Genomic DNA, 26,498 nt, shown 5'->3' with positions numbered 1-26,498 from the left:
AACCTTACCTAATCCACCGTACGATGAATATTAAATATTTACTCTTCACATTGTTATTGATTGCTTGTTTTGGAGTTTCCGCTCAGGAGTATGGAGAGTTAAACGATTCCAGAGATGGTAAAACTTATAAAATAGTAACAATCGATATTGAGTTAGAAGGAGGCGTCTTTGTTAAAAGAACATGGATGGCTGAAAATTTGTCTTATGAAGTACCAGATTCCTTCTGCTACAAGAATGAAGAAGCTTACTGCGAAGCATTTGGTCGCTTGTATACATTCCAAGCTGCTGAGGCTGCATGCCCAGATGGATGGCATGTTCCAACGATTGCTGAATGGAATTTATTATTTCAAACATTCGGTGGTATAAGAGACGCTGGAATTGCCTTACAAAAAGGTGGAGAAAGTGGTATAGATCTAACACTAGGTGGCTTCGGTGATCCAGGAAGAGTATTCAAGAATATTGGAATAAGTGGTAACTACTGGGATGCAGAGAAAAAATCTGATAATACTTCAGGTCTTGTATCTGTTCAGAAAGGCTCCAAGGAAATATATCATAGTGTAATTGGTGATTGGCATAGAAATAGTTGCCGATGCATCAAAGATTAAGATTTTAAAATAAATAGATAAAAAAGGGAAGTTAAATACTTCCCTTTTTTATTGCTTCAAGCACTAATTCAGCTTTAGATTTTCCTATTAAATCGATTAAGTCCTTCTCTGATGATTGTTTTAGTCTCTTAATACTGCCAAATTCTCTAAAGAGTTTATCTCTTGTATTTGGTCCAATACCAACAATTGAATCTAATCCAGAAGCTACAGACTCTTTACTCCTTTTTTGTCTATGAAATGTGATTGCAAATCTGTGCGCCTCATCTCTCAAATGTTGAATAAGCTTTAATGAAGTAGATTTTTTACTTATGTAAATTGGTATACTATCTTCTGGGAAATATATTTCCTCTAACCTTTTTGCAATTCCAATAATAGGGATTTGACCATATAATCCAATTTCAACTAGTGCTTCACAGGCAGAGCTTAGTTGACCTTTTCCACCATCAATCACTATTAGATTAGGTAGTTGTAGGTTTTCTTTTTTAAGATGCGAATATCTTCTACCTACTACCTCTTTCATAGAGGCAAAATCATCTGGACCTTTTACTGTTTTGATATTAAATTTTCTGTAATTCGATTTCGATGGTTTCCCGTTTTTAAAACACACCATTGATGCTACAGGATTGGTGCCTTGTATATTCGAGTTATCAAAACATTCTATGTGAATTGGTAATTCTCTCAGCTTTAGATCTTCTTGTAAAGTTTGTAGAAGTCGCTCGTTAGGTTGAATACTTTTCTTTGAGAACTTTTCCTTTTTGAAGAATAACGCATTTCTTAATGATAGATCGACTAGCTTTTTCTTATCGCCAATTTTGGGCACACTTATCTCAATATTTTCCCATGGTTCAATTTCGAAGTTGGTTAATATAAATGGATGGTCACTGTTGTATTTTTTTCGAATATCGAAAATTGCGAATCGAAATACTTCTCCATTATCCTCTTCAATTTTTTTCTTAATCTCTAAAGTCTCTGAGTTGATTATTGATCCATTAACTATTTTGAGATAGTTAATAAACATTGATTTTTCACCTTCGGATAACGTCATTGTAAACACATCAGTATTGGTGATCTTCTGATTGACAATTAGCGTTTTAGATTGAAATTGTTCTAGTCGCTCGATCTTTTCTTTGTACGATTGAGCCAATTCAAATTTCAATTCAGAAGCGGATTGTTGCATTTTTTCTCTATAAGAACGACTTACAATGCCGATTTTTCCTTTGAGAATTTTTCTGGCTTCGTCAATGTCTTTGAGATAATCGCTTTCTGATTGTAATCCTTCACATGGGCCGAGACAATTGCCAATGTGATACTCAAGGCAGACTTTGAATTTTTTGGCCTTGATATTTTGCTCAGTTAAGTTGTATTTACAGGTTCTTATCTTGTGAAGCTTTCTAATCAGGTCAAGAACACCATTCATCGCTTTCACATTTGTATATGGTCCAAAATATTCACCTTTAGTAAGGTCTATTCTTCTTGTTGAATAGATTCTTGGAAATCTTTCTTTTGTAATGCAAATACTTGGGAAGCTCTTATCATCCTTAAGGAGGATATTATACTTAGGTTGATTTTCCTTAATTAAGTTGTTTTCTAAAAGCAGTGCGTCAAATTCGGATGAAACGATTACAAATTCAATTTGCTTTATTTCATGAACTAGTCTTAGGGTTTTCCCACTATTTTGATTCGCTTTTGTGAAATAGCTGCTTACACGTTTTTTGAGACTTTTGGCTTTACCTACATATATAATTGTGTTATCAGAATCGAAGAACTTATAAATACCAGGTTTTTCTGGTAGTTTAAGATAATCGTGTCTTGAAAACCGTTGAAACTGCATTACATGAAGTCATCCTCATCTACTACATCATAATCAACTGTATCGGATGGATTGGTACGGTTTTCATATAACTCACAATCAATAACGGTTCTGAGCGGTTTGGTTGGTTTTTCAAAATCTCCTTTTTCGTATCCCAATGTTTCATCAGCATATACCTTTGTCATGTAACGCTCCCAAATAGGTAATGCAGTTCTACCACCTTGTCCCATAGCCCAATATTTGAATCGAATACTTCTATCATCTCCTCCAACCCATGCACCAGAAACCAAATCTTTGGTCAAGCCAATAAACCAACCATCTGAGGCATTTTGAGTAGTACCTGTTTTTGCTCCGATTTCATTGTCGACTTTTAATGAATAGTCAAGAACTCTACCCGTTCCTAGTTCGACAGTCCCTTTCAGCATGTGTAACATCAAATACGCAGTTTCTTCATTAAGAACTTCTTTTTCTTCGGGCACAAATTGCTGAATGACATTCCCGTTTTTATCCTCTATTCTTGAGATAAAATATGGCTTGATGTAATTTCCATTATTGGCGAATGTTGAAAATGCTCCCAGCATTTCATAAAGAGAGACATCTGCGACTCCAAGTCCTATTGAATATACAGCTGGTAAGTTGCTTTCGATTCCTAATTTCCGTGCTAAATCGATCACATTTTCGGGTCCTATTTCACCCATTAAATGAGCTGTAATCGAATTCACCGATTTAGACATTGCTTCTCTAATTGTCATCACCTTACCACTCCATTTATTTTCTGCATTTTTAGGCCTCCAATACGGAGGGTCTTGACCAGGTAATGGAATAGTAACAGGAGCATCTACATAGGTTTGACAAGGTGAGTAGCTATTTTGAATTGCCTTGGCGTAAACTATAGGTTTAAAAATAGATCCTGGTTGTCTCCTACTTTGCTTCACATGATCGTATTTGAAGTATTTGTGATTAATACCACCTACCCAGGCTTTGATATATCCTGTATTTGGATCCATAGACATAAAACCAGTCTGAAGAAATCTCTTGTAATATTTCAGTGAATCGTAGGAGCTGAATGTAGTATCGATTTCACCTTCCCAAGAAAATACGGTCATATTTTTCTTCTGATTGAGATAGTAATTGATTGAGTCAGAATCTTCTCCGTACTTCCTAATTAGGCTTTTGTATGCATCTGTTCGCTTGATAGCATTATCCAAAAACTCGGGAATTTCATTGTTGTCCTCATCAATCCAAGGATTTCCATCTTTCCAATGGTTATTGAAAATCTGCTGCAACGTATCCATACTTTCTGATACAGCTTCTTCTGCATACTGTTGCAGTCTGCTATCTATGGTAGTGTAAATTTTTAGTCCATCATCGAAAAGATCATAGTCGTTTTCCCTGGCCCAGCGCAAAAGATAGTTCCTAGCCTGTGTTCTAAAATATGTTGCTAAACCCTCATTCTGATTTTGTACGAGATAGTTTAATTCCAATTCTTTGTTGTTTAAAGAGTCGTATAATTCTCTTTCAATAAGTCCATATTTATGAAGATTCCACAATACTTCGGTTCTTTTACCTTTAGCTCTTTCAGGATTCAGAACAGGGTTAAACGCAGTAGGTTTATTGATAGAGCCAACCAGACTTGCTGATTCTTGATAATCTAGCTGTGACGGAAGTTTATTAAAAAATGTTTTCGCAGCTACTTTGATTCCGAAAGAATTACTCCCGAATGGTACCGTATTAAAGTACATAGCTAAAATTTCCTCTTTTGTATAAGATTGTTCTAATTGAACAGAAATGATATATTCTTTAAGCTTTGTGACTATTTCACCAATCGCATGATTCTTATAAAGAGATCCTCTGTTAACTGATGAAGTTTTATAGAGATTTTCTGCCAATTGCATAGTGATCGTACTACCACCCCCGGCATTTTGAAATGTTAGTTTTCCAATCACAGCCCTCACCATCGCTTTTAGATCTATGCCTGAATGATTCTTGTATCTTACATCTTCAGTCACCAATAACGTGTTTATTAGCTCGGGAGATAATTCATCGTAGGTAACTGGAGTTCTGTTTTTTCTAAAGTATTTACCTAGCGATACTCCATCGGAACTTATCAATTCAGATGATAAATCAGGATCTGGCCTTTCCAGCGCCTGGAGGCTTGGCAGCCCTCCAAACCATCCAAAAGCATCGTTTTTGACCATTAAAAATATTGTTGGTAATCCAAGAATCCCTAGTATGAATAATATCCAGATAGTTCTAAGTGAATATTTTAGAAGTTTATTCTTCATTGTAATGCTTTTCAAAAAACGTCAAGTACGCAGATACATCTTTAGTCTTGTACAAAATATCAAAGTTATCTTCAGTTATAACAAAAACATCAAACTTTGACCCTTTAAATGTATCTCTTAATGGGACATCTGCTGCGAATGTTGTTTTGAAATTATTGGCAGTGCCTTTACCAGGAAATATGTTAACCAGTAACATCGATTTATCATCACTCAAAATGAGATTTGCTGTTTTTAAATTGAGCAAGTTCTTTTCTTTAAGATAATCATCCATCAAAGGGCCCAACTTTGTAGTCATTTCTGACTGAATGTCATAAACGATTATGAAAAGATGCTTTTGCACAAAATCTTCGATGAAGCGAGCTTTGGCACTATTGTATCGGTTTTGTTGAAAGTCTTCCGATGTACTTAATAATGTTTGAGCATATGAATTAAGCTCACTATCAGGATAATTCTTTATAAACTCAGATAATTCAAATTGATACTTGTGGTCTTCTTCAGTTTGCCCAATAGCTAAAACTCTTAATAAAGCTAGATTATCACTAAACTCATTATCAGGGTTTTGTGATAGTGCACTGTCAGATGAGAATAACACCTGATTGTAATAGCCATTTTTATAGTTTCCATATAATTTCTTGTAAAGCTTTTTAAGTTGTTCGCTGATTGCGAAGCTCTCCTCTCGATAGTTTGGATTGTCAACGAGTTTAGCATAGATAGTCTCCGGGTACTTTTTCTTCAGCAATTCGCCCCTTTCGGTAGATTTTTCAGGGTCCAAATCTTTGTACAGAAGATATAGCTGATAAAGAACCTCAGATTCATATTCAGTGTTTGGAAATCTATTGAGCAAGTTTTCAAAAGACTCAGCTGCGTTGGCATCTTCTTGTAATCTAAGGCTATAGATGTTCCCCAAATTGTAAAGAGCGTCCTCAATTTCGATCAAAAGTGCTTGTTTATCTGCATCCGTTTTTGGTATTGACGACATCATTTTTCTAGCCTCATCTTCAACTGTTTCCTCTTCTTTTTCTTCGCCAGTTGACTCAGAAATCTCTGATGTATAGCTTATCTCTTCCGATTGGGTTATGCCAACAGATTTATTTTTTCTTCTCCAATTATCTTCCAATGTTCTATCTCCCCATTTCCTAATGAAATCATTTCTTCCTCTGCTTAGCGCATTAGAATTGTTAAAGTACCAAACTGATCCTGCAGAGGCTGTTGTTATTATGTTGTCGCCACTGTTCTGGGTAATATTTCTAGCTCGATTTATTGCAGCTTGCCTTTGCTTTTTCTTTTTTTCTTGCTCGGCAGCTCGCTCACTAGCTATTTTAGCAGCGAACATTGACAGAACAGAGTCTTCGGGCAAAGTAGCAAGATGTAAAAGACTATCATTTTCTTGAATTACTACGATCTGCTTAACAAAGTCTACTAAAATTTCTTGTCGTTCTTTTATCGCCTCGAAGTTCTCCTCGTCTTTTGGCATTGTATTAACGGTACTATCATAGTAGCTTTTGGCAAGCACAAAATTTTTCAATGTATCGTAATAGATCTCTCCAAGGCTTAAGTAGGAATATGCCTTTTGCCTATTGTTGTTTTCACTTGCTTCTACAGAGAGTTTATAGTTTGCAATGGCACTCTCTATATTACCGTTTTTAAGTTCAAACCCTGCTAATTCATAGTAGATTTTGTCTCGGTATTCTTTGTTCTTAGGATCTCGCAATAGGTTCTTAAAGTATTTCTGAATTTTTTTAGAATCACTTTCATCAGCCAACTCAGTTACTTGAGCCATATACAATTTCGAATAAAATTCTAATTCATAATTTGGGTGGTTTTTAAGCACATTTCTATAGTACCTGAAGGCTTCACCCTCAAAATCTAATTCATGATATACTTGTCCTATTATAAAATTTATGCGAGCCTTATCAGAGGTATTAAGGAGCTCTTCGGCTTTCACCAAGCTACCAACCATTTTACTGTGATCCTCTTTTTTCTGGTAGAGATATGCTGAATTTAAATGAAATCTTCTTTGATTGTCTTTGCTTAGCTCTTCCTTATTTAAGTAATCTATTACTGCTTCAGCATTTTTATATTCCTTAAATTCTGTAAAGCTCCTTATTAATTCAGTAAGTGCATAATGTCTTGCATTATCATCCTCACTGTGCGTATTTACATATTTATAAGTTTCTATCGCGTCTGGAAATTCAGAAGCATAATGCCTAGCCATACCGACAAGAATATAGCTGTCGTCTTCCCATTTGCTGTTTGGATGTCGCTGTATTGCAATAGATGCTTTTTGGATGCAATCTTCGATTTGGGTTTTTAAAGATGACGAAGTAGTTGTGTCATACTGAGCATGGATGGGAAGTACTTTATTGTAATTCCATTGCTGACTTTCGAAAATTGTTTTTTCAATCTCTTTTATTCTTTCATTGGCAATGTAGTAGGCATTGTAGTGTGCCGTTAGATCATGAAAAGAATTGCTTATTGGATTGTTCTTATAGGGCGAACAACCTATTGCTATAATGATTAAGATTGATGATAAAAGTTTCTTCAAAATAGATTTATCCTAGTTCTATTAATAACGATCTTAATTTCAAATTGGTGTAAAGATAAAACATGGGGTGTTTGCATACCTTTGCGCACTTAAATTGCAATCATGGCTGCAAGAAAGACATTTAGTAATTGGCTAACTAATAAATATTTACTCATTATCCGCAATGAAGAAAATTTTGCGGAAAAGACCACATTTAGTTTCAACTATGCTCGGCTTTTTCTCTTATTGGCGGGCGTTGGATTGTTACTTCTATCTCTGGCTGTCTATCTAGTTACAGTTGCTTTAGAGCAGTGGCTTGATCCAAGACATGCACAAATGGAGGCAAATAGACAGGTGTTAGAATTGTCTATGACTATTGATTCCTTGGAACAGGAAGTCAACAATAAGGATATTTATATTGAAAATATAAGGAGGGTTATTGCGGGAGAAGAAATAAATCAGGATTTAGAAACGAACCTAGAGTCTAATTTGAAGCCTGCCGAAATAAATGAATCAATTGAGCCGCTGGATTCGCAATTTAGAGCTGATTTTGAAAAATCTGAATTAGCAGAAATAACTGCATTACCCATCGCCGTATCTTCTGATGAATATGATTTAAGGGATATTTATTTGATTAGCCCCATGGATGGCATAGTAACGGACGGCTTTAATCCTAAGATAGATCACTATGGAGTGGATTTAGTTGCGCCTGCGAATGAACCTGTTCGTTCTGTAGCTGATGGAGTCGTCATAATGTCGTCTTGGACACTAGATGGAGGCTATGTTTTAGCTATCCAGCATCCAGGCAATTTAATTTCTGTCTATAAGCACAATTCGGAATTATTTAAAAACGTTGGTAATTTTGTAGCTGCTGGGGAGGTTATAGCCACCATAGGGAATACAGGCGAACTTACCTCAGGGCCTCATTTGCATTTAGAATTATGGCATAATGGTAACCCTGTAAACCCACAAGAGTATATTGCACTATAAAATCACGCTATGTTGAACAAGAATCAAAAAGAAGTAGAAGAGTTGAGTAATTCGAGTAATATCATCGGTAAAGGCACGATAGTAAATGGAAGTATTGAAACTTTTGGCAACATTCGTGTGGAAGGAAAAGTAGTAGGGGATATTAAAACGAAATCTAAAGCTGCATTTGGTCACTCATCTCAAGTGGACGGAAGTGTGCTTGCTCAAAATGCTGAAGTAGCAGGACATATTACTGGTACTATCGAAGTGACAGAACAGCTTGTTCTAAAGGCAACAGCAACTATTGATGGTGATATCGTCACGAATAAGTTATTGGTTGAGTCTGGCGCTACTTTCAATGGAAAGTGTAAAATGGGCGTGAAAAGCAAAGAGATTAAAATTGGAAAGCCTGAAGAAGCAGGACAACAAGCACTCAACGCCTAACAATTCAAAAGAGGGCCCCAAGCCTTTCATGAAATTCTATGCATTAGCTTTTGAGTTAGTGGCATTAAATCTTATTCTAATTGTAGGTGGATATTATTTAGATGATTATTTGTCATCTAGTCCGGCTATTATTCTCATTGCCACATTCCTTTCTATGGGAGGAACAATCTGGATACTTTTAAAATCATTAAAATGAAAAAGTGGATTGCTTTAATTCTTATCACGGCCATATTGCTAGTCGCGGAATACATATTTGCATCCACAATTAACTTCCATCCGGCCTACCAACTGATGGTCTTTTTCTTTGCTGCACAAGCATTTGTGCTATTTAGAATTGACCATTGGGCACCAGAAGAATGGAAGGTTCAGATTTCCATGGTGAAGATTGTCATCAGACTATTATCCTCGATGGTATTTATTTTGGTGCTGATTTATTCTGAGGATCAGAAATTTGAGCTCGTTCTTCAGTTTATTATTCTCTATTTGATATATATGATCTTTGAAATAGTAGAGGCTTTGACTAACTTGCGCCGAAATTGAGGAACGAACTAAAATCCTATGAAAATAGGCGCTATTTTGAAGCAATCTAACTTTCTGAAAATCAACAAGTTTTTAGCATTATTGCTACTCATTATGCCAGGCCTTGTTTTAGCCGGCGGAAGTTCAAAAAAAGACGGAGATGAACAATTCGATCCAAGCGAATTGATTAATCATCACATTTCCGATTCTCACGTTTGGGAAATTTACCATGGACTTACAGTTCACTTGCCAGTAATCGTATATTCTGAGGAAAAAGGTTTAGATATTTTTTCATCGGCTAACTTTTACGATCATGAGGAAGTAGTTCCATATAATGGCTACATCATGGATCATGATCATATTACCCTTGAAGGTGGCGGGCATGTATTTGATATATCAATTACTAAGAATGTTTTATTCCTATTTATCGATGCTGCGCTTCTTATTTTAGTATTTACTGCTGTTGCGCGTGGATACAAGAAAAATGAAGGAAGAGCTCCAAGAGGGATACAATCGTTTTTTGAACCAATAATTGTATTTATCCGTGACGAGATAGCCAAGGATAATATCGGACCCAAGTATGGCAAATTCATGCCATTTCTACTTACCGTGTTCTTCTTTATTTGGTTTGGTAACCTATTGGGATTGTTGCCAGGAGCGGCAAACATGACAGGAAATATCTCGGTAACACTAACACTAGCAGTGCTTACTTGGGTAATTACTACATTTTCTGGTAGAAAGACATATTGGCTTCACATTTTTGATCCATTAGGAAAATCTTTACCAACAGTAGGTAAAATATTATTATATCCAATATTATGGCCAGTGGAAATTATTGGAATCTTCACTAAGCCATTTTCATTGATGATTCGACTATTTGCTAACATCACTGCAGGTCACATTTTGATCTTAAGTATCATCAGTTTAGCGTTCATATTTGAAAGTTTGACGATAGGAGTTGTAGGAGCATTGTTCGCTACAGTGATGAATATGTTAGAGTTGTTTGTGGCGGTGTTGCAGGCGTATGTTTTCACGTTGTTGTCATCACTTTATTTCGGACAGGCGGTAGAAGAGCATCATTAATTTTTAAACCAATTTTTAAACTATAAATTATAAATCATGGGAGCAATTGGAGCAGGTTTAGCAGTACTAGGAGCAGGTCTTGGTATCGGTTTGATCGGTAAAGGAGCGACTGAAAGTATTGCAAGACAACCAGAAGCAGCTGGTAAAATCCAGACAGCAATGATTATTGCAGCAGCCCTTATTGAAGGTGCGGCTCTATTCGGCGTTGTAGTTGGACTATTGGCTGGATCTTAATCCTTATCAAACTTGGCTATGACCACATTAGGTGGCATGGCCAGGTTTTTAAAAAGACATTTACTATTAAATAATATATATCGTGGCACTAGTAACCCCCGACATTGGACTGATCATATGGCAACTGATCATTTTCCTAATAGTACTATTCATTTTAAGAGCATTCGTATGGGTGCCAATTTTAAGTGCGCTAAAAGCACGTGAGCATCAAATTGAAGATTCTCTTCGAGCTGCAGACAATGCAAAAGAGGAGATGGAGCAAATCAAAGCTGACAATGAATATCTTCTTCAGGAAGCTCGAATTGAAAGAGATGTAATCTTGAAGGAAGCCAAGGAAGAAGCTGTGCATATTGTAGAACATGCAAAAGCTGAAACCTCTGATATAACTTCAAAAATGATACAAGATGCAAGAGAGGCTATCGAAGTAGAAAAGAAAGCAGCTCTTACTGAAGTAAAAGATCTTGTTGGCTCATTATCAATTGAGATCGCCGAAAAAGTGCTTAGAGAAAAGCTTAAAGATGATAAATCTCAAAAGGCTTTGGTTGATAAGTTTATTAAAGACATAAAAGTTAATTAAGAATGTCAGTAGGCAGAATAGCGGTTAGATATGCTACACCAATTCTTGAGTTGGCGGAAGAGAAGAATATCCTAGATGCAGTTAAAGCTGACATGGAATCTTTTAAAGCTATTTGTAAAGAGAGCAAAGATTTTTCTCTTATGCTTAAAAGCCCAATCATTCCGCATTTAAGAAAGGCTGATATCTTAAAAAAGATCTTTACTGGAAAAGTAAATGAATTGACTCTCGGAGCTTTCGATATCATCACAAGAAAGAGTCGTGAAGCATTACTTGAAGACATCGCTGAAGAATTTTTACATCTCTACAACATCAAGAAAGGTTTAGCAGAAGTTTCTGTTACAACTAGTGTGAAGCTTGATGCAGATATGAGAAAAGCATTTGAAAAACTTGCTAAAGATATTACTGGAAAAGAGCCGGTATTGAATGAAATAGTTGATGAAAATATTGTCGGAGGATATATCCTTAAAGCTGGAGATCGTCAGATTGACGATAGCGTAATCGGACAATTGAAAGAATTAAAACTGAAGTTTTCGAAAAATAAATAACACTAAGCCAGTTTGGCTAAACAAATAAAATTATGGCACAAGTAAGACCTGATGAGGTTTCAGCAATTTTAAGAGAACAACTTTCTGGACATAAGACAGAGGCTGAACTCGAAGAAGTAGGTACCGTACTCCAAGTAGGTGATGGTGTAGCTAGAATTTATGGATTATCAAATGCTCAAGCTGGAGAGCTTCTTGAATTTGATAATGGTCTAAACGCACTCGTTCTTAACCTTGAAGAAGACAACGTAGGAGCTGTACTTCTTGGTGACTCAAGTGATGTAAATGAAGGTGATACTGTAAAGAGAACTGGAAAAATTGCATCAATCAAAGTTGGCGATGGAATGTGTGGTCGAGTAGTGGATACGTTAGGTATGCCTATCGATGGTAAGGGAGAGATTTCTGGAGAAACTTATGAAATGCCTCTAGAAAGAAAGGCTCCTGGTGTTATCTACAGAGAGCCAGTAAGTGAGCCGCTTCAAACTGGTATTACAGCGATTGACTCTATGATTCCTGTTGGAAGAGGACAAAGAGAGTTGGTTATCGGTGACCGTCAGACAGGTAAGACTGCAGTGGTAATCGATACCATTATCAATCAAAAAGAATTTTATGATAAAGGTGAGCCTGTTTTCTGTATTTATGTAGCAATCGGACAGAAAGCTTCTACAGTAGCAGGTATCGTAGCGCAGCTTGAAAAAGCTGGTGCAATGGATTATACAGTAGTAGTAAGTGCCTCTGCTTCTGATCCAGCTCCAATGCAGTTTTTCGCACCATTTACTGGAGCTGCAATTGGCGAATTCTTCAGAGATACAGGACGACCTGCATTGGTTGTTTATGATGATCTTTCTAAGCAAGCGGTATCATATAGAGAGGTTTCTCTTCTTCTAAGAAGACCTCCAGGACGTGAAGCTTACCCAGGTGATGTATTCTATCTTCACTCAAGATTGTTAGAAAGAGCTGCAAAAGTGATCAATGACGATTCTATTGCAAGCCAAATGAATGACCTTCCTCCTTCATTAAAGGACAAGGTTAAAGGAGGTGGATCGTTGACGGCTCTTCCAATCATTGAGACACAAGCTGGTGACGTTTCAGCGTATATTCCTACAAACGTGATTTCAATTACCGATGGACAGATATTCCTAGAGACTAACCTATTTAACTCAGGTATCAGACCTGCAATTAACGTGGGTATCTCTGTATCTCGTGTGGGAGGTAGTGCACAGATCAAATCAATGAAGAAAGTATCAGGAACATTGAAGCTAGATCAAGCTCAATTCCGTGAACTAGAAGCATTTGCGAAATTTGGATCTGACCTTGATGCTGCTACTCAGAGAACTATCGATAGAGGTAGAAAGAATCAGGAAATCTTAAAACAGCCTCAATTTTCGCCAGTACCTGTGGAGGAGCAAGTAGCAATTATCTACGCTTCGACTAAGGGATTCCTTGATCCAGTTCCAGTTGAAAAAGCAAAAGAATTCCAAGCTGAATTTATCGAAGCTATGAGAAATTCAGGTAAGGATGCATTGGCAGATTTTAAGGCAGGTAAATTGAGTGATGAAGCTGTTGCAAAAACAGAAGAAATCGCTAAAGATATAGCTTCAAGACACAAAAAATAATAGACTAAAATGGCCAATCTTAAAGAAGTAAAAGGTAGGATTCAGTCGGTTGTTTCAACACAGCAGATCACTAAAGCTATGAAAATGGTGGCAGCTGCTAAGTTGAGAAAAGCGCAGGATCGTATCGTTCAAATGAGGCCATATTCTCAGAAGCTGTCAGAAATTATTCAAAATGTTTCTGCGGGGGAAGCTGATTCTGGCGACAATCCTTATTCTCAAGAACGAACTATTGATCGAGTTTTGATCGTGGTAGTTTCTTCGGATAGAGGTTTGTGCGGAGCGTTCAACAGTAGTGTTTTTAAAGGAGTAAAATCACTAATTGCTGAAAAATACAGCGAATCTGAAGCAACTGGGAATTTGGAAATCTTGACAATTGGGAAGAAAGCTTATGAACACTTCTCAAAAAGAAAGTACAAAGTAATAAGTGAGTATTCTCATCTGATAGATAAATTATCCTTTGATGAGGCTAAGGAAGCGGCTGAAATGATTATGGCTAGTTTCATTGATGGAGCCTATGACCATGTAGATATTGTTTACAATGAGTTTAAAAATGTCGCTACTCAGATTGTTCAGAAGGAACAGTTTTTACCGATTCAAGAGGTAGAAGTTGATGAAAGCGAGGATAATCTAAATGCAGTTGATTATATCTATGAGCCATCCAAAGATTTCATTTTTGATGAGTTAGTTCCTAAATCTTTGAAGATTCAGTTTTATAAGACATTATTAGAATCGAATGCATCAGAGCATGGAGCTAGAATGACAGCAATGGATAAGGCTACTGAAAATGCGGATGAATTGCTTAAAGATCTAAGATTGACTTATAACAGAACAAGACAAGCAGCAATCACAAAAGAAATTCTTGAAATTGTAGGAGGTGCTGAAGCATTAGCACAGTCTTAATGTTTGGCCGAGGATATCGGTTCATTCAAATTTTATCAATAGATATTGTAATCGGAGTAGTTGTATTGCTCCGATTTTTTTGTGCACATTTCGAAATAAGAGTTGATTGGCAGGTTTATGCACTACTAGCTTGCTCTGTATGGTTGATTTATACAGCAGACCACATCAGAGACGCTGAAAAAGCCAAAATGACTAATCGCAGTAGATACTTATTTCATCATAAATTCAAACGACCTTTAATAGCTAGTTCAATTGTAGTCATCATATTGATGCTGGCATTAATATTTTACATTCCATCAATTATTCTCATCTCCGGGATAATTTTAGCTGCCTTTTCATTCATTTATCTGCTGGTTCAGCACCAACTCTCAATTTGGCTTTGTAAGGAATTCTATGTCGCGATTGTCTACTCTATTGGTATTCTTATGGTCCCGACGCTATTAAGTGGGAAAGCTGAATGGTCATATCTAATACTCCTGTTTTTATTAACATTTACTAATCTGGTAATTTTTAGCTGGTATGAGAAAGATCAAGACGAGCGAGATGGTTTTATGTCGTTAGCTACGAGATTGTCTCACGATGGCATTGAGAAGCTAATGTTGATACTTGTAAGTTTTGGGTTTGGTATTTCTATTCTCAATTTCAATGAGATACATCTTTTTTTTCTAATATCATTTGGGCTTTATGCTATGATGATCCTGAAACCTCAGAGTCTTAGAAAAAATCAACTTTACAGAACCATCGGAGATGGCGTATTTTTATTGCCAATCATCTGGGAATGGATATAAACAGCTTTAATTTCATTGCTCCATTTTATGATCGGCTGGCCAAAGTTGTATTTGGAGATAATCTGGAAAAGGCATCAGTCATTTTTTTAGATAAAATTCAGGAAAATCATAACGTCTTAATACTTGGAGGCGGAACAGGAAAACTGATATCAAGCCTGCCTAAAGCGAATACAATTCACTATTTAGAAAAATCTGAAAAAATGATAAATGGAGCTAAGCAGAGACATTCTGAAAATGAGCTAACATTTATCAACATTGATTTTTTAGCGTATGAGCCTAGCCATAAGTATGATGTCATTGTTTGTCCATTTTTCTTGACTGCTTTTCTGATGATTCTTTGAAGAATGTGATTTTCAAGATTAAGGAATTGCTGAAGAATGATGGACTAATGATCGTCACAGATTTTGATAATAAAAATCAAAATAAATTTTTGATGAAAGTGATGCACGTGTTCTTCAGAATAGCTAGCAATTTGGAATCAAAATCCTTGTCAAATATTCATCAATATCTATGTGATAATGGATTTCAATTGGTAAACGAAATATTTTTACATCGAAAACAAGTTTTTTCTCGTCTATATAGAAACCTTTGATAAATAAACCTGTCATTAGTACAACGTGAGCACCACACACACCATCCATAAGCACCTGATACTGCAGAGTCAGCAGGGAGATCAAGCGGCAATGTCGTCGCTATATGACCTCTATGCCAAGGCTATGTATAACATTTGTCGAAGGATGATGGGTGATGAAGAAGTAGCGAAAGATCTACTTCAAGAGTCGTTTATTGATGCATTTCAAAAGCTTCCTTCGCTCCGAGAGATAAATACTTTTAGTTCTTGGATAAAGCGGATAGTTGTAAATAATTGCATAAACGCAATTCGAAAAAAGAAGCTGGATACTGCACAATTAGAGGATGGAGCTGATTTTATTGAAGAAGAGGAAGACGATTTTGAATATACCCAATATCGAGCATCTCAAATTATGCAGGCAGTTGATATGCTTCCAGAGGGATGCAAGGCTGTACTTAATCTTTATTTATTTGAAGGATATGATCATAAGGAGATAGGAGAGGTTTTAGGAGTTACAGAGTCAGCATCGAAAGCCCAGTACTGTAAAGCGAAAGCGAGAATCAGAAAGATATTAGAAGAAGAAAGGAGTCAGAATGTTGGATAATTTAAAAGACCATATTGACAAGTCGAGAGAGGACTTTGAAATATACCCATTTGATAGCGAAAAAGGCTGGGAGGCAATTAGCCGGAAAGTAGCCCCTGCTCAAAAGAACGATCCTTGGAAGTTGTTTGGAATGGCTGCGTGCTTTGCACTCATTATTAGCTCTACGATTTTCTTTATGAATCCTGTTACACAACCTAGCGACGAGATTGCTGAGTTAGAGGATTTTTACAACACCGAAATCAATCAAAAAATCACACTTGTAAAGAATCACATAAAGGATGATCGTATCCTTGAAGATTTAGCTACAATGGACAAAGCTTTTGCTGAGTTAAAAGCTGATTTAAGTGAAAATGTGGATAATCAAGAAGTGATCACTGCTATGATGGAAAACTATCAGCTTAAACTTAGAATCCTTGAAGAAATTTTGAAAGAGTTGGAAAAAGAGAAAAGTGAAGAAGTACTTTAACATATTGATTGCCATATTGGTAACTATTCCTTCCCTTGGTCAGGTTAGGCAAGAGCGTGATTTTAAACGTTCGTTTGCTGTCCCTGAAAATGCGAAGGTGGAGGTAGTAAGCAAATACGGAGAAGTTATTGTTCGCACCTGGGAGCTAGATTCCGTGCGATTCGAAGTAGTTGTTCGGGCAGAGGGAAGAAATTCTTCAGCGGTTACTAAGTCGATGTCTCGAGTTGATGTAAGATTCCGTAAAGTAGGGAGTGTCATTTCCGCTGTTACAGAAATTGGGAAGAGTGGAGGCTTTTTTGGGAATGTGCTAAATGAGGTTGAAGGCGTTGTTGGAAACAATAAGCTTAAGGTAGATTATCAAGTTTGGATGCCAAAAAACATCATGCTAAGTGTTGAAAACAAATTTGGTGATTTGTATATGGCCAACCTAGACGGTAAAGTTAACATTGATATTTCTCATGGTGATATTAAGGCAAGTGATCTGGCTTCTTCACTGAACCTAAAGCACAGTTTTGGTAAGTCATCTTTCGGCACAATCAATGATGGGATTTTCACTTTACGTGGCGTAGATATGAGGGTTGATGAGGCCAACAATTTAAATATTGAAAGTGGTAGTTCTGAAATTCGTGTAGATAAGATTGACCGTATTCAATTCAATTCTCGAAATGATAAAATTCATTTACTTGATGCCAATGAGATAATGTGTGAAGGGTCGTTTACCAACCTCACCTCGGACCTACTAAGAGGCTCTGCAAGATTTGATTTTAGTTATGGTGATATCTATCTCAGCAAAATTGTGAAGGATTTTAATAGCATTGATATCACTGGAAAATCTACAGATATTAATTTGATATTGAATCAAGCCTCATACATAAAAACTTATATAAAAGGGCCGGAAGATCGGATGATACTTCCAAATAGCATGCTCACAATGCAGAAAGAAAACTTTGCAGATGAAGGGCGAATATCCCTTTCTGGTTTCGTTGGAAATACCAACACTCGTCACGGTCAACTCATGGTAGAAGCAGATGGTGGAGAGCTTATTATTTCAATAAAGGAAACACCCATTTTTGTAGATCGAGATTAAAATTCATCCTGTCACCACTCACAACCCAATGAAAAAAATTGTTCCCATTGTTTTAATGCTGGTATCGTATGCTTCAACCGGCCAGCAGCTCTATGAGAAGTCTGGAGGAATACGCCTAGGGCATACGTCTGGGCTTACTTATAAGAAGTTTGTCACCGAGGATGAAGCAGTTGAAATGATACTTAGTGGCAGAAACGAAGGTATGCAATTCACTGCCCAATACCTCTTTCATCAACCAATGGAATTCTCATTTAATGATCGATTCTATTTGCATTATGGTATTGGTGGTCATGTCGGTTATGAAAAGTTTGATGATATAGCCAAAACGTTATCTAATGCAGCTGGAGATGCGTTTATTTATGAAGAGAAGAGCTTCTTCACGATGGGTGTTGATGCCAGTTTAGGAATAGAATATAGGTGGCTTGAAGTCCCTGCCACTTTTGGTTTCGATATAAAACCGTACTTTAATTTCATAGGTATGCGACATACGAAAACGAGATTTTGGGATGCAGCAATTTCATTTAAATACGTTTTTTGATTTATGAAAAAGCTCATTTACACCCTTCTTGCGGTATTTAGCATATCAGCTTTCGGTCAGAAATATGTAGATACCAATGATCCAAAAGATGAAGAAGTTAAATCTCTCCTTAGCAAGAAAAACGACCTAAACGCCTTTGGAGCAGCCGATCTCAAAGTTACTAATCTAGTGTCTGAGAGAGGTCTATTGGTAGGTGCCTATGGAGGTTTTATAATTAATCGAAGGTATCTTTTCGGAGTTGCTGGTTATGGTTTAGTTACAAAATTTGAATTTGAAGGACTGGTTCCAGATCAGCCTGAAACTAAACAGCTTAATCTGCATGGAGGATATGGAGGAATTCTAATTGGCCCTACGATAGCGCCTAGAGAGTTAATACATATCAGTATTCCAATTTTACTTGGGGCTGGTTCTCTTGAAGTAGTTGATAAAGATTTTTTCACTAACAATCCAGCGGATTCTGAATTTACCGTTGAAAACTCTGTCTTTTTCATAGCAGAGCCTGGATTGGAAATAGAATTCAATATCACTAAGTACTTCAGATTAGGGGCTGGAGCTACTTACAGGTATGTTTCTGGGTTAGAACTGGAGAACGTCAAAAATGATGACGTATCAGGAACGACAGCAATGATCAGTTTCCGCTTCGGAAGGTTCTGATTTGTCATATCTTTGGGGAGTAATAAATTCATTTGTGCTCACCAAAATATTTTATACTGTACTAGCGCTAGCTATTATTTTTAATGCGAATGCTCAAGATGAAGTTGAAGAAGCTTACATTCTTGACCTAATTCGTAAAAGCGACTCACTCCTGTATGATTGGCCACAACGCAGTCTTGAGCTTGCTAATGAGGCAAATGACCTAGCTGTTTCTTTGGATCAAGATTCAATTAGAGCACTAATTTTAAATAGAATTGGTGCTGCTTATTGGTCACTTGGGGATCAGATGCATGCACTTGAAAAAATCCAAGCATCGCTTCAGATTTCTGAGACCAATGAATATGAAGCTATAATGGCAAAAAACCTTGGCAACATAGGCAATGTCTATGCTGCCTGTGGATTGATGTTAGATGCAATTGGATATTTTAAATCAGAACTCGAAATTCAAAAAGATGTAAATGACTCCCTTAGATTATTTACTGTTAATAATAGCATTGGAGAGGCTTTTCTTAATTTGAAAAACTATGATTCTGCCAGATATTACTTAGCCTCAGCTTCGAGTTTTCTAGATCCGAAATTTGAGCATCTCCACTCAATTTATTATTTCAATCAGGCTGAACTCTATTTTATGGAGGGAGAAAATTCTATGGCCGATTCGTTAATTAAACTGACGCTGAATAGTGCCGAAACATACAAAAGCAATCGTGGAATCATAAGGGCAAATCAACTTCGTGCAGAGTGGAAATTAAAAATGGATGATGGTGAGGAGGCACTAAAAAATGCTGAACTCGCATTTAAGCTAGCTAAAGAAAGCGGTGTAAAAGAGCTTATTTACATAACAAGCAAGACACTATCCAAATGCTATGGTGACCTTGGAATGTTCAGCCAAGCATACCAGAAGCAACAACTTCATGAACAATATCTAGATAGTGTTCAAAGCATAACCATAATTAATGAATTGGAGCTGCTATCCTATTATCAGCGGTTGTTCCAGATGAGAGTATTAGAATCTAAGAATACTGGCAATAAAGAGCTTGCCGAGCAACGACAACTCATTATTCAGGGACTAGTAGTTGCCTTATTAATAGCAGGGATTCTAATCGCAATTATTTTCCTTGTTGTACGTGAGTTGGGTATTCGTAAAAGACAACTTGAAAAACTCAACCTGTTTAAAACCAAGATCTTTGCCATTGTTTCTCATGATCTTAAATCTCCGATTCAATCCGTATCATCAGTGATTGAGTTATTCAATCAAAAGCTTATAAGTAAGGAGGAAATAGAGCCCGTATTGCCGGAAGTGAGAGAAAAGACTGCGAACCTCATGAATCTCTTGAATAATGTCTTTTTATGGGCTGAAGGGCAGATGGAAGGGGAAAATCTTAAAAAGGAACCGTTTTTTATTCAAAACCTTTTTGATGAATTAAGGTCAGAGCTGGATGACAGATTGAATGAAAAAGAAATCTCATTGAAGCTTGCTGCCGCTGAAGGGCTTAACATATTTTCTAATCGAGGCATTGTTCGAATTCTATTGAGAAACCTGATCGTAAACGCGATTAAATTTTCTAATAAAGGCGCGCAAGTAGAGGTCAATGTGATTGAAGGCGAAAAGACTAAGGTCATCGAAGTGATTGACAATGGAATAGGGATGTCGCAGGAAATGGTTAATTCTGTTTTTGATGGTGGTCTAGTAAGTACCGATGGGACTGAAGGGGAAAAAGGAAACGGCTTGGGTCTAGCGCTATGTTACGATTTCGCAAAAAGTCTTGGTGGGAAGATGGAAGTAGAAAGCGTCTTAAACGAAGGCTCTGTGTTTAGAATAATATTGACTAATCAAGACGATCAGCCACTACAATCTTAGGCTTATTTGTTTGATTTCTGAATGCGATTAGAAAGTATTCCCCTCCATCTTTAAGTTTCCATTTGTTCTTCAATTCGTTTGCAGACAAAGGATGGTTTCTTGTTATCACATTAATCTTCTTATCCGTAGCATATCGAGCGATACTCTTTTTATCTACCTCAGCTAATATTTTGAATGTTCTTCCTGGGAAGTTCTCTATTGGATCATTTGATGTGTATAGATGCGTGTTTGCTGAGATTTTATGAGCTCCCGTATCTACAGAAAGCTTATTGAAAGCACCTGCTTTCATGATGGAGCTGTTTGGCTCCAGTAAGTACTCGAGTTCGGAAGAATTTGTGGCAGTGATTTTTCTCTCTTCTTCAATCTTGAATGAATAGATTGGTTGATTGGTTTCAAGGTTTGTGCTAATAATTTCTGCTGAACCATTGAATTCAAAATCAATTAAAAGGAGTAGCTCTTTGCATTCATTTTTTACTGAAACGACATGTACTTCTTTAACGTTCGAAACAGAGTCGAGTATTGACTGGATGTCAAGCATCGGTGAAAATTTGACCAATGCCCTGCTCGACTTTTTTCTAAGTGTGGGAAGGAGTTCGGTAAGATTTGGCGTACAATCTTCAATAGCAAAAACGCGACTTTTGTTGTCATCCCTCCGTGCTGGGTCTAGATAAATAATTCTATTGCCAGATTCTGAACTCAGATCAGATAAAAAGTCAATTGCATCAGAATTTATTACCTCAGCATCTTTGTTCAGTTCCCTTAAGTTGTGTTGGAATACTTCGCAGAGATTTTTTTGAGTTTCCACGTAAGTGGCTCTTTCAAAAGATTCACTTAGCGCCAGAAAATCAATTCCCATACCTCCTGTAAGATCAATGAGGTGATGTCCAGAAATTAGTTCTGACTTATACTTACAAGTAGTGTTTGAGGAAGCCTGCTCTAATGAAAGAGGAGGAGGCATAATTAAATCAAAATTATTTCTCCAATCTTCAAGCTTGCCTTTAGCTTTTTGTCTTGAAATAATCTGATCGACAATATCATTTATTCCACTTTTGAGATCCTTAGGAGGATTCAAAAGAAGTTTTGATGTGTCTGAATAAAGGTTATCCTTGATGAATTGCTTAACATCTTCTTGCGTGAGAAAATTAATAAGCGCATTCATGCTTTCTAATAAACCAGGCTGTGCTCCAGCATATATTCTGCTATCTGAATCGTATTTGTAGCGGCACCTTTTCTCAAATTATCTGAAACCACCCACATGTTCAATGTTTTGGGTTGAGACTCATCTCTTCTAATACGGCCAACAAATACATCGTCTTTGTCATGCGCATTTAGTGGCATTGGGTATTCGTTTTTCGAGGGATCATCTACTACGGTAACACCCGGAGCTTTGTCAAGAATGGAATAAACCTGCTCCAAAGAATATTCATTTTCAAACTCAACATTGATTGCTTCAGAATGCCCGCCTACTGTAGGTATTCTCACACAAGTTGGAGTCACTTTGATAGAGTCATCGCCCATTATTTTGATGGTCTCATTCACCATTTTCATCTCCTCTTTGGTGTAAGCATTATCCTGAAAAACATCAATATGCGGAAGTGCATTCATGTCTATTTTGTGAGGGTAAACTTTCTGTATGTCCTTACCTGCTCGTTCACCTTCGAGTTGATCTACAGCACCCTTCCCGGATCCGGTTACAGACTGATAGGTCGACACAACCACTCGCTTTATTTTGAATGCATCATGTAACGGTTTCAATGCTACTACCATTTGTATAGTTGAGCAGTTTGGGTTGGCTATGATTCGATCGTCAATACGAAGTGCGTTGCCGTTTACTTCTGGAACAATCAACTTTTTGCTGGCATCCATTCTCCAGGCAGAAGAGTTGTCTATCACCACCGCACCTGCTTCAGCAAACTTTGGTGCAAATTCTAATGACACAGAACCTCCTGCAGAGAACAATGCAATGTCAGGTTTGGCAGCAATAGCATCTGTCATAGACACAATGGTGTAATCTTTACCATTGTACTCGATGGTTTTTCCTACGGATCTTTCAGAAGCTACAGGTATTAGCTCCTCTACCGGGAAATTTCTCTCAGACATGATTTGGAGCATCTTTTGACCTACAAGTCCGCTAGCTCCAACTACTGCTACCTTCATAATTGATTTATTCTAAAAATTGGATTGCAAAATTACTACACAAAACGCTGTAGAAAACAATTTTAAGGTCGCTTAGATAGCTTTTATACGGATGAGCGCTATTTATCGAGTATGATTGGTATACTAATAGTATAGTCCCGCGGACTTGATAATGCTATTCTCTTTTATATCTCTTGTCGCCAAATACATTTGATAAAAGTCAACAGAAATGAGGACCAATATCTTTCTATTTTTCTTACTGTGTTCCGTCAAATTAATAGGGCAAATAGTCGATGATTTTGATGATGGGAATTTCACTGCGAATCCAATCTGGTCTGGCTCTAGTTCTTTTGGTGTAGAGAATCCATTTGAGATAGATGGCATAGAGAACCAACTTAGGAGTCAAGATTTGAATATGGGGACAGGTACTCGAATGGCTTATTTAAGCACTGCAAATGTTTTGGATTTAAGTTCTTCAGTTGCTTCATGGTCATTTAGCATGCGTCTTGGATTTACCCAACCCGGCTCAGAATCAACGAATTCGAATAATACTTCTAGAGTCTATTTGATAAGCAATTCTCCAAACCTAAATGAAGCATTAAACGGATATTTTGTTGAATTGCGCTATCCTTCTACAGATGTGAATGAAGTACGGCTGTATAGGCAAGACGGGTTATCTATTACTGAGCTAGTCTTATCTGAGTCTATTCAGGAACTTACCTCTCAAGAATTTGTAGGAGTGAAGATCTCCAGATCGGAAACTGGTTTATGGGAGTTGAAAGTAAATGCTGTCAGTCAGGGGACGTCATCGGATAACACATACAATGCTTCGACTCACTTTGGTGTGCAAATCAGATATACAGCTAACTCCAGAGATAATGGATTTTATTTTGATGATTTTTTATCGACTGTCACACCTGTTGAAGATAAAGAACCACCATCAATTGAAGAAGCGAAAGCAGTTTCTTCAACATATCTGGAAGTAAAATTTAATGAGGAAGTAGAGCAGTTGTCTGCAGAAGACACTAAAAATTATGTTTTGGACGGAGGAGTGTCTATAATTTCTGCGGTTCTTTATGAATTTGATAAATCACTGTTGCGATTAACTACATCTACTCTTTCCAATGGAGATAAATACACAATTACCATAAACAATATTGAGGATTTGAATGGAAATGTAATTGCACAAGACAGCAAAAAAAGCTTTCAATATCTTCTTCTAGAAGAACCACTTGAACAAGATGTATTGATAAATGAATTTATGGCTGACCCCAACCCCGTTTTAGACTTTCTTCCTGACGCTGAGTATATAGAACTCTATAATCGATCATCAAAATTTTTCGATTTAAAAGATTGGACATTGGATGGTCAAACTCTTCCAACTTATATTTTAGGTCCAGGCCAATATGTTATCATTATTGATGATAATGATGAAGTTCTTTTTTCTTCATATCCTGAAGTGATTTCAATTTCGTCACTAAGTCTGAATAACTCATCACTTGATCATATCCTTTTGCAAAACAAGGATGCAAGCACAATTCATGAAGTAAGTTTTAGTGGATCAGCAGGCGGTATATCTACAGAGCTGGTAAATCCTTATGATCCGTGTCTCTCAGCGAAAAGTTATTTGTCATCAATTGATTCGAATGGCGGCACACCGGGAAGAAAGAATTCTGTCTTTGATGATTCTAATGACACGGAACCTCCTGCCGTTTCAGGATTCAACCTTGATGCTAATCTATTTATCACCTTTTCTGAGGTAATGGATGCTTCAAGTCTTCTCTCCGGAAATTATAATATTACTGGAGGGCTAACTCCAAACGAGATCATTCCAACTGGTGACTTTCCTGTTTCGGTTGAAATTTCATTTAATGAGCCAATTGTAGAAGGAGTAGTTTATGAACTTACTGTTTCTGAAGTATTGGACTGCTCAGGTAATGAAATCCAGGATACTTCTATTTCATTTGGAATTGGTCGGGCTCCAATGTTCAACGAATTAATTATTACTGAGATCATGTTTGATCCAGATCCACAAGTTGAACTACCAGGCCGTGAATTCATTGAAATTTACAACACGACATCAGAAATACTCTCTACGAAAGAGCTCTACTTAACTGATGCAAGTAAATCAATAGAACTGCCATCTTTCATTTTAAATCCTGGGAGTTATTATGTGCTCGCAAGTACCTCGGCAGTTTTCGAATTCCCAGTAAATGCTCTTGGTATTCCAGGATTTCCATCACTTAATAATCGTGGTGAAGAAATATTCCTATCCAATAAAGGGCAATTGATATTTTCGTTGGCTTTTGATCCTTCCTGGCATGATGAAGCTAAGTCTGATGGCGGGTATTCACTGGAGATGAAAGATGTTACCAATCCATGCTTGGAGAGTGGAATTAATTGGGGGAGTTCAATGGACATAAGAGGAGGAACTCCAGGTGAACAGAATTCAATATCTGAAATAATTCCTGATAATTTCGGTCCAGAGATCATCAATGTTGTTGCTTTTAAGTCAGATTCAATTCGTGTAGATTTCAATGAGAAAATTGAACCATCCCATATTTCTTTAACAGAAATAATATTGACGCCTAGTGTTGAGATAGAGCAAGTTACCTTCAATAATAGTATTCCATCATCTCTTTTCGTAGAATTAAATGGATCGTTAGCTAAGAGTTCTTCATATCAGATTACGGTAAATAATATTACGGATTGCTCAGGAAACGAAATTCAAAATACCAAATCATTTTTTGCACTTTCCGAAATACCTGAGAGAGATGAAATTAAGCTGAGCGAAGTTTTATTTAACCCTCGATCTGGTGGTGTTGATTTTATAGAGCTTTATAATGATTCAGATAAGTATTTAAACTTAAAAAACTGGCAGATTGGAAATGCTGATGATGATGGTGTAATTGATGATTCTGATTTTATTTCTAATGAGGTGTTAGTTATCGGTCCGAATGAATATCGAGTTATTACAACAGACGCCAATATTTTACTAACTAATTATCCGCAAGGCAAATCTTCAAGATTTATTGAGATCCCTTCTATGCCATCATATCCTAATGATGCCGGTGCCGTTTTGTTGATCAATCAAGAAGGTGAGATTGTTGAATCTTTGGTCTATGATGAAGATTATCACTACAACCTGCTAGAAAGTGTGGAGGGAGTATCTCTTGAAAGAGTTTCCTTTCAAGAATATGTTACAAGTAGAGATAATTGGCGTTCAGCAAGTAGTGTTGAAGGCTTTGCTACTCCGGGATATCTCAATTCACAATCGTTAGCAAGTAGTAATGTCCTAGGGAAAGTCTCAGTAAATCCAGCGGTTTTTATTCCAGGAAATTCAGGTTCAGGGATTGACTTTACAACAATTAATTATCAACTGACCAAATCTGGTCAGTTTGCTAATGTTACTATTTATGATCAGCGGGGAAGGTTAGTAAGGAACTTGGCAGAAGGGGTGCTACTATCAACCTCAGGGTTTTTACGTTGGGATGGGGATACCAACAGTGGTCAAATGGCAAGGATGGGTTACCACCTGATCATTTTTGAGATTTATGATAGTAACGGAAATTCTGAAATTATTAAGGAAACTGTCGTTGTAGGAAGAGATTTCTAGCTCATTAGCATGTTTTGGATTTATCCAATTATTTTTTGTGCTTCATCCTGAGTATTTTCGCTTGATTTTTCG

At 37.0% G+C, this 26,498-nt stretch carries 25 protein-coding genes; 20 read left to right on the top strand and 5 right to left on the bottom strand.

Annotated features, from left to right (window positions below; genetic code table 11):
• Positions 1–23 precede the first annotated feature (23 nt).
• Entirely contained in the window at positions 24–605 is a 582-nt protein-coding gene (locus ACY650_RS06950; RefSeq protein WP_462253115.1) for an FISUMP domain-containing protein, read from the top strand.
• A gap of 31 nt (positions 606–636) precedes the next feature.
• Here ACY650_RS06950 and uvrC read toward each other — a convergent pair whose 3' ends face one another.
• The 3 genes from uvrC to porW are packed head-to-tail and all read right to left on the bottom strand — an operon-like array spanning position 637 to position 7,245.
• Entirely contained in the window at positions 637–2,436 is a 1,800-nt protein-coding gene (uvrC, locus tag ACY650_RS06945; RefSeq protein WP_462253113.1) for an excinuclease ABC subunit UvrC, read from the bottom strand.
• Entirely contained in the window at positions 2,436–4,700 is a 2,265-nt protein-coding gene (locus ACY650_RS06940; RefSeq protein WP_462253111.1) for a penicillin-binding protein 1A, read from the bottom strand. Before ACY650_RS06940 ends, uvrC begins: the two co-directional genes overlap by 1 nt.
• On the bottom strand, positions 4,690–7,245 hold the full coding sequence (gene porW / locus ACY650_RS06935) for a type IX secretion system periplasmic lipoprotein PorW/SprE (RefSeq protein ID WP_462253109.1): 2,556 nt from the start codon (positions 7,243–7,245) through the stop codon (positions 4,690–4,692). Before porW ends, ACY650_RS06940 begins: the two co-directional genes overlap by 11 nt.
• Before the next feature lie 102 nt (positions 7,246–7,347).
• Between porW and ACY650_RS06930 the strand changes: the two genes are divergently transcribed.
• The 18 genes from ACY650_RS06930 to ACY650_RS06845 all read left to right on the top strand — a co-directional run bounded on the left by ACY650_RS06930 (position 7,348) and on the right by ACY650_RS06845 (position 20,674).
• Positions 7,348–8,214: a M23 family metallopeptidase gene (locus ACY650_RS06930; RefSeq protein WP_462253107.1), complete on the top strand. Its 867-nt coding sequence runs from the start codon at positions 7,348–7,350 to the stop codon at positions 8,212–8,214.
• A gap of 9 nt (positions 8,215–8,223) precedes the next feature.
• Complete coding sequence (locus ACY650_RS06925; RefSeq protein ID WP_462253105.1) at positions 8,224–8,637, top strand: bactofilin family protein; 414 nt, start codon at positions 8,224–8,226, stop codon at positions 8,635–8,637.
• 28 nt (positions 8,638–8,665) lie between these two features.
• A complete protein-coding gene (locus tag ACY650_RS06920) occupies positions 8,666–8,833 on the top strand; it encodes an AtpZ/AtpI family protein (protein WP_462253101.1) in 168 nt (55 codons plus the stop codon).
• Complete coding sequence (locus tag ACY650_RS06915; protein ID WP_462253099.1) at positions 8,830–9,177, top strand: hypothetical protein; 348 nt, start codon at positions 8,830–8,832, stop codon at positions 9,175–9,177. The genes ACY650_RS06920 and ACY650_RS06915 overlap by 4 nt, the downstream gene beginning before the upstream one ends.
• Before the next feature lie 18 nt (positions 9,178–9,195).
• The gene (gene atpB / locus ACY650_RS06910) at positions 9,196–10,239 is read left to right on the top strand and encodes a F0F1 ATP synthase subunit A (protein WP_462253097.1); all 1,044 of its coding nucleotides are present in this window, start codon (positions 9,196–9,198) and stop codon (positions 10,237–10,239) included.
• 36 nt (positions 10,240–10,275) lie between these two features.
• Complete coding sequence (gene atpE / locus ACY650_RS06905; protein ID WP_462253095.1) at positions 10,276–10,473, top strand: ATP synthase F0 subunit C; 198 nt, start codon at positions 10,276–10,278, stop codon at positions 10,471–10,473.
• Positions 10,474–10,555: 82 nt separating this feature from the next.
• Positions 10,556–11,050 carry a F0F1 ATP synthase subunit B gene (gene atpF, locus ACY650_RS06900; RefSeq protein ID WP_462253093.1) on the top strand — a complete coding sequence of 165 codons (495 nt, stop codon included), beginning with the start codon at positions 10,556–10,558 and terminating at the stop codon, positions 11,048–11,050.
• Between the two features lie 2 nt (positions 11,051–11,052).
• Positions 11,053–11,595 carry an ATP synthase F1 subunit delta gene (atpH, locus tag ACY650_RS06895; RefSeq protein ID WP_462253091.1) on the top strand — a complete coding sequence of 181 codons (543 nt, stop codon included), beginning with the start codon at positions 11,053–11,055 and terminating at the stop codon, positions 11,593–11,595.
• Positions 11,596–11,627: 32 nt separating this feature from the next.
• Entirely contained in the window at positions 11,628–13,208 is a 1,581-nt protein-coding gene (atpA, locus tag ACY650_RS06890) for a F0F1 ATP synthase subunit alpha (protein WP_462253089.1), read from the top strand.
• A gap of 9 nt (positions 13,209–13,217) precedes the next feature.
• Entirely contained in the window at positions 13,218–14,108 is an 891-nt protein-coding gene (atpG, locus tag ACY650_RS06885) for an ATP synthase F1 subunit gamma (RefSeq protein ID WP_462253087.1), read from the top strand.
• On the top strand, positions 14,108–14,896 hold the full coding sequence (locus tag ACY650_RS06880; protein WP_462253086.1) for a UbiA prenyltransferase family protein: 789 nt from the start codon (positions 14,108–14,110) through the stop codon (positions 14,894–14,896). The genes atpG and ACY650_RS06880 overlap by 1 nt, the downstream gene beginning before the upstream one ends.
• On the top strand, positions 14,887–15,237 hold the full coding sequence (locus ACY650_RS06875) for a methyltransferase domain-containing protein (RefSeq protein ID WP_462253084.1): 351 nt from the start codon (positions 14,887–14,889) through the stop codon (positions 15,235–15,237). Before ACY650_RS06880 ends, ACY650_RS06875 begins: the two co-directional genes overlap by 10 nt.
• Positions 15,238–15,513: 276 nt before the next feature.
• A complete protein-coding gene (locus ACY650_RS06870; protein ID WP_462253082.1) occupies positions 15,514–16,071 on the top strand; it encodes an RNA polymerase sigma factor in 558 nt (185 codons plus the stop codon).
• The gene (locus ACY650_RS06865) at positions 16,061–16,537 is read left to right on the top strand and encodes a hypothetical protein (RefSeq protein WP_462253080.1); all 477 of its coding nucleotides are present in this window, start codon (positions 16,061–16,063) and stop codon (positions 16,535–16,537) included. Before ACY650_RS06870 ends, ACY650_RS06865 begins: the two co-directional genes overlap by 11 nt.
• Complete coding sequence (locus tag ACY650_RS06860) at positions 16,521–17,624, top strand: hypothetical protein (protein WP_462253078.1); 1,104 nt, start codon at positions 16,521–16,523, stop codon at positions 17,622–17,624. Before ACY650_RS06865 ends, ACY650_RS06860 begins: the two co-directional genes overlap by 17 nt.
• A 28-nt stretch (positions 17,625–17,652) precedes the next feature.
• Positions 17,653–18,162, top strand: a complete 510-nt coding sequence (locus ACY650_RS06855) for a hypothetical protein (protein ID WP_462253076.1) — start codon at positions 17,653–17,655, stop codon at positions 18,160–18,162.
• A gap of 3 nt (positions 18,163–18,165) precedes the next feature.
• Complete coding sequence (locus ACY650_RS06850; RefSeq protein ID WP_462253074.1) at positions 18,166–18,816, top strand: hypothetical protein; 651 nt, start codon at positions 18,166–18,168, stop codon at positions 18,814–18,816.
• A 34-nt stretch (positions 18,817–18,850) separates the two neighbouring features.
• Positions 18,851–20,674: a tetratricopeptide repeat-containing sensor histidine kinase gene (locus tag ACY650_RS06845; protein WP_462253072.1), complete on the top strand. Its 1,824-nt coding sequence runs from the start codon at positions 18,851–18,853 to the stop codon at positions 20,672–20,674.
• On the opposite strand, the gene ACY650_RS06840 is transcribed toward ACY650_RS06845, so the two are convergent.
• Positions 20,643–21,833 (bottom strand): class I SAM-dependent methyltransferase, encoded by a 1,191-nt coding sequence (locus ACY650_RS06840; protein ID WP_462253070.1) that lies wholly within the window; start codon positions 21,831–21,833, stop codon positions 20,643–20,645. The genes ACY650_RS06845 and ACY650_RS06840 overlap by 32 nt on opposite strands.
• A 5-nt stretch (positions 21,834–21,838) precedes the next feature.
• A complete protein-coding gene (locus tag ACY650_RS06835; RefSeq protein WP_462253068.1) occupies positions 21,839–22,831 on the bottom strand; it encodes an aspartate-semialdehyde dehydrogenase in 993 nt (330 codons plus the stop codon).
• Positions 22,832–23,039: 208 nt separating this feature from the next.
• Between ACY650_RS06835 and ACY650_RS06830 the strand changes: the two genes are divergently transcribed.
• Positions 23,040–26,426, top strand: a complete 3,387-nt coding sequence (locus tag ACY650_RS06830; RefSeq protein WP_462253066.1) for a lamin tail domain-containing protein — start codon at positions 23,040–23,042, stop codon at positions 26,424–26,426.
• Positions 26,427–26,498 lie beyond the last annotated feature (72 nt).

Source organism: Ekhidna sp. (genome assembly GCF_963691765.1).
Classification (GTDB): Bacteria; Bacteroidota; Bacteroidia; order Cytophagales; family Cyclobacteriaceae; genus Ekhidna.
Note: the sequence above shows the minus strand (reverse complement) of the source record. Positions and strands in the feature narration are given on the sequence as shown.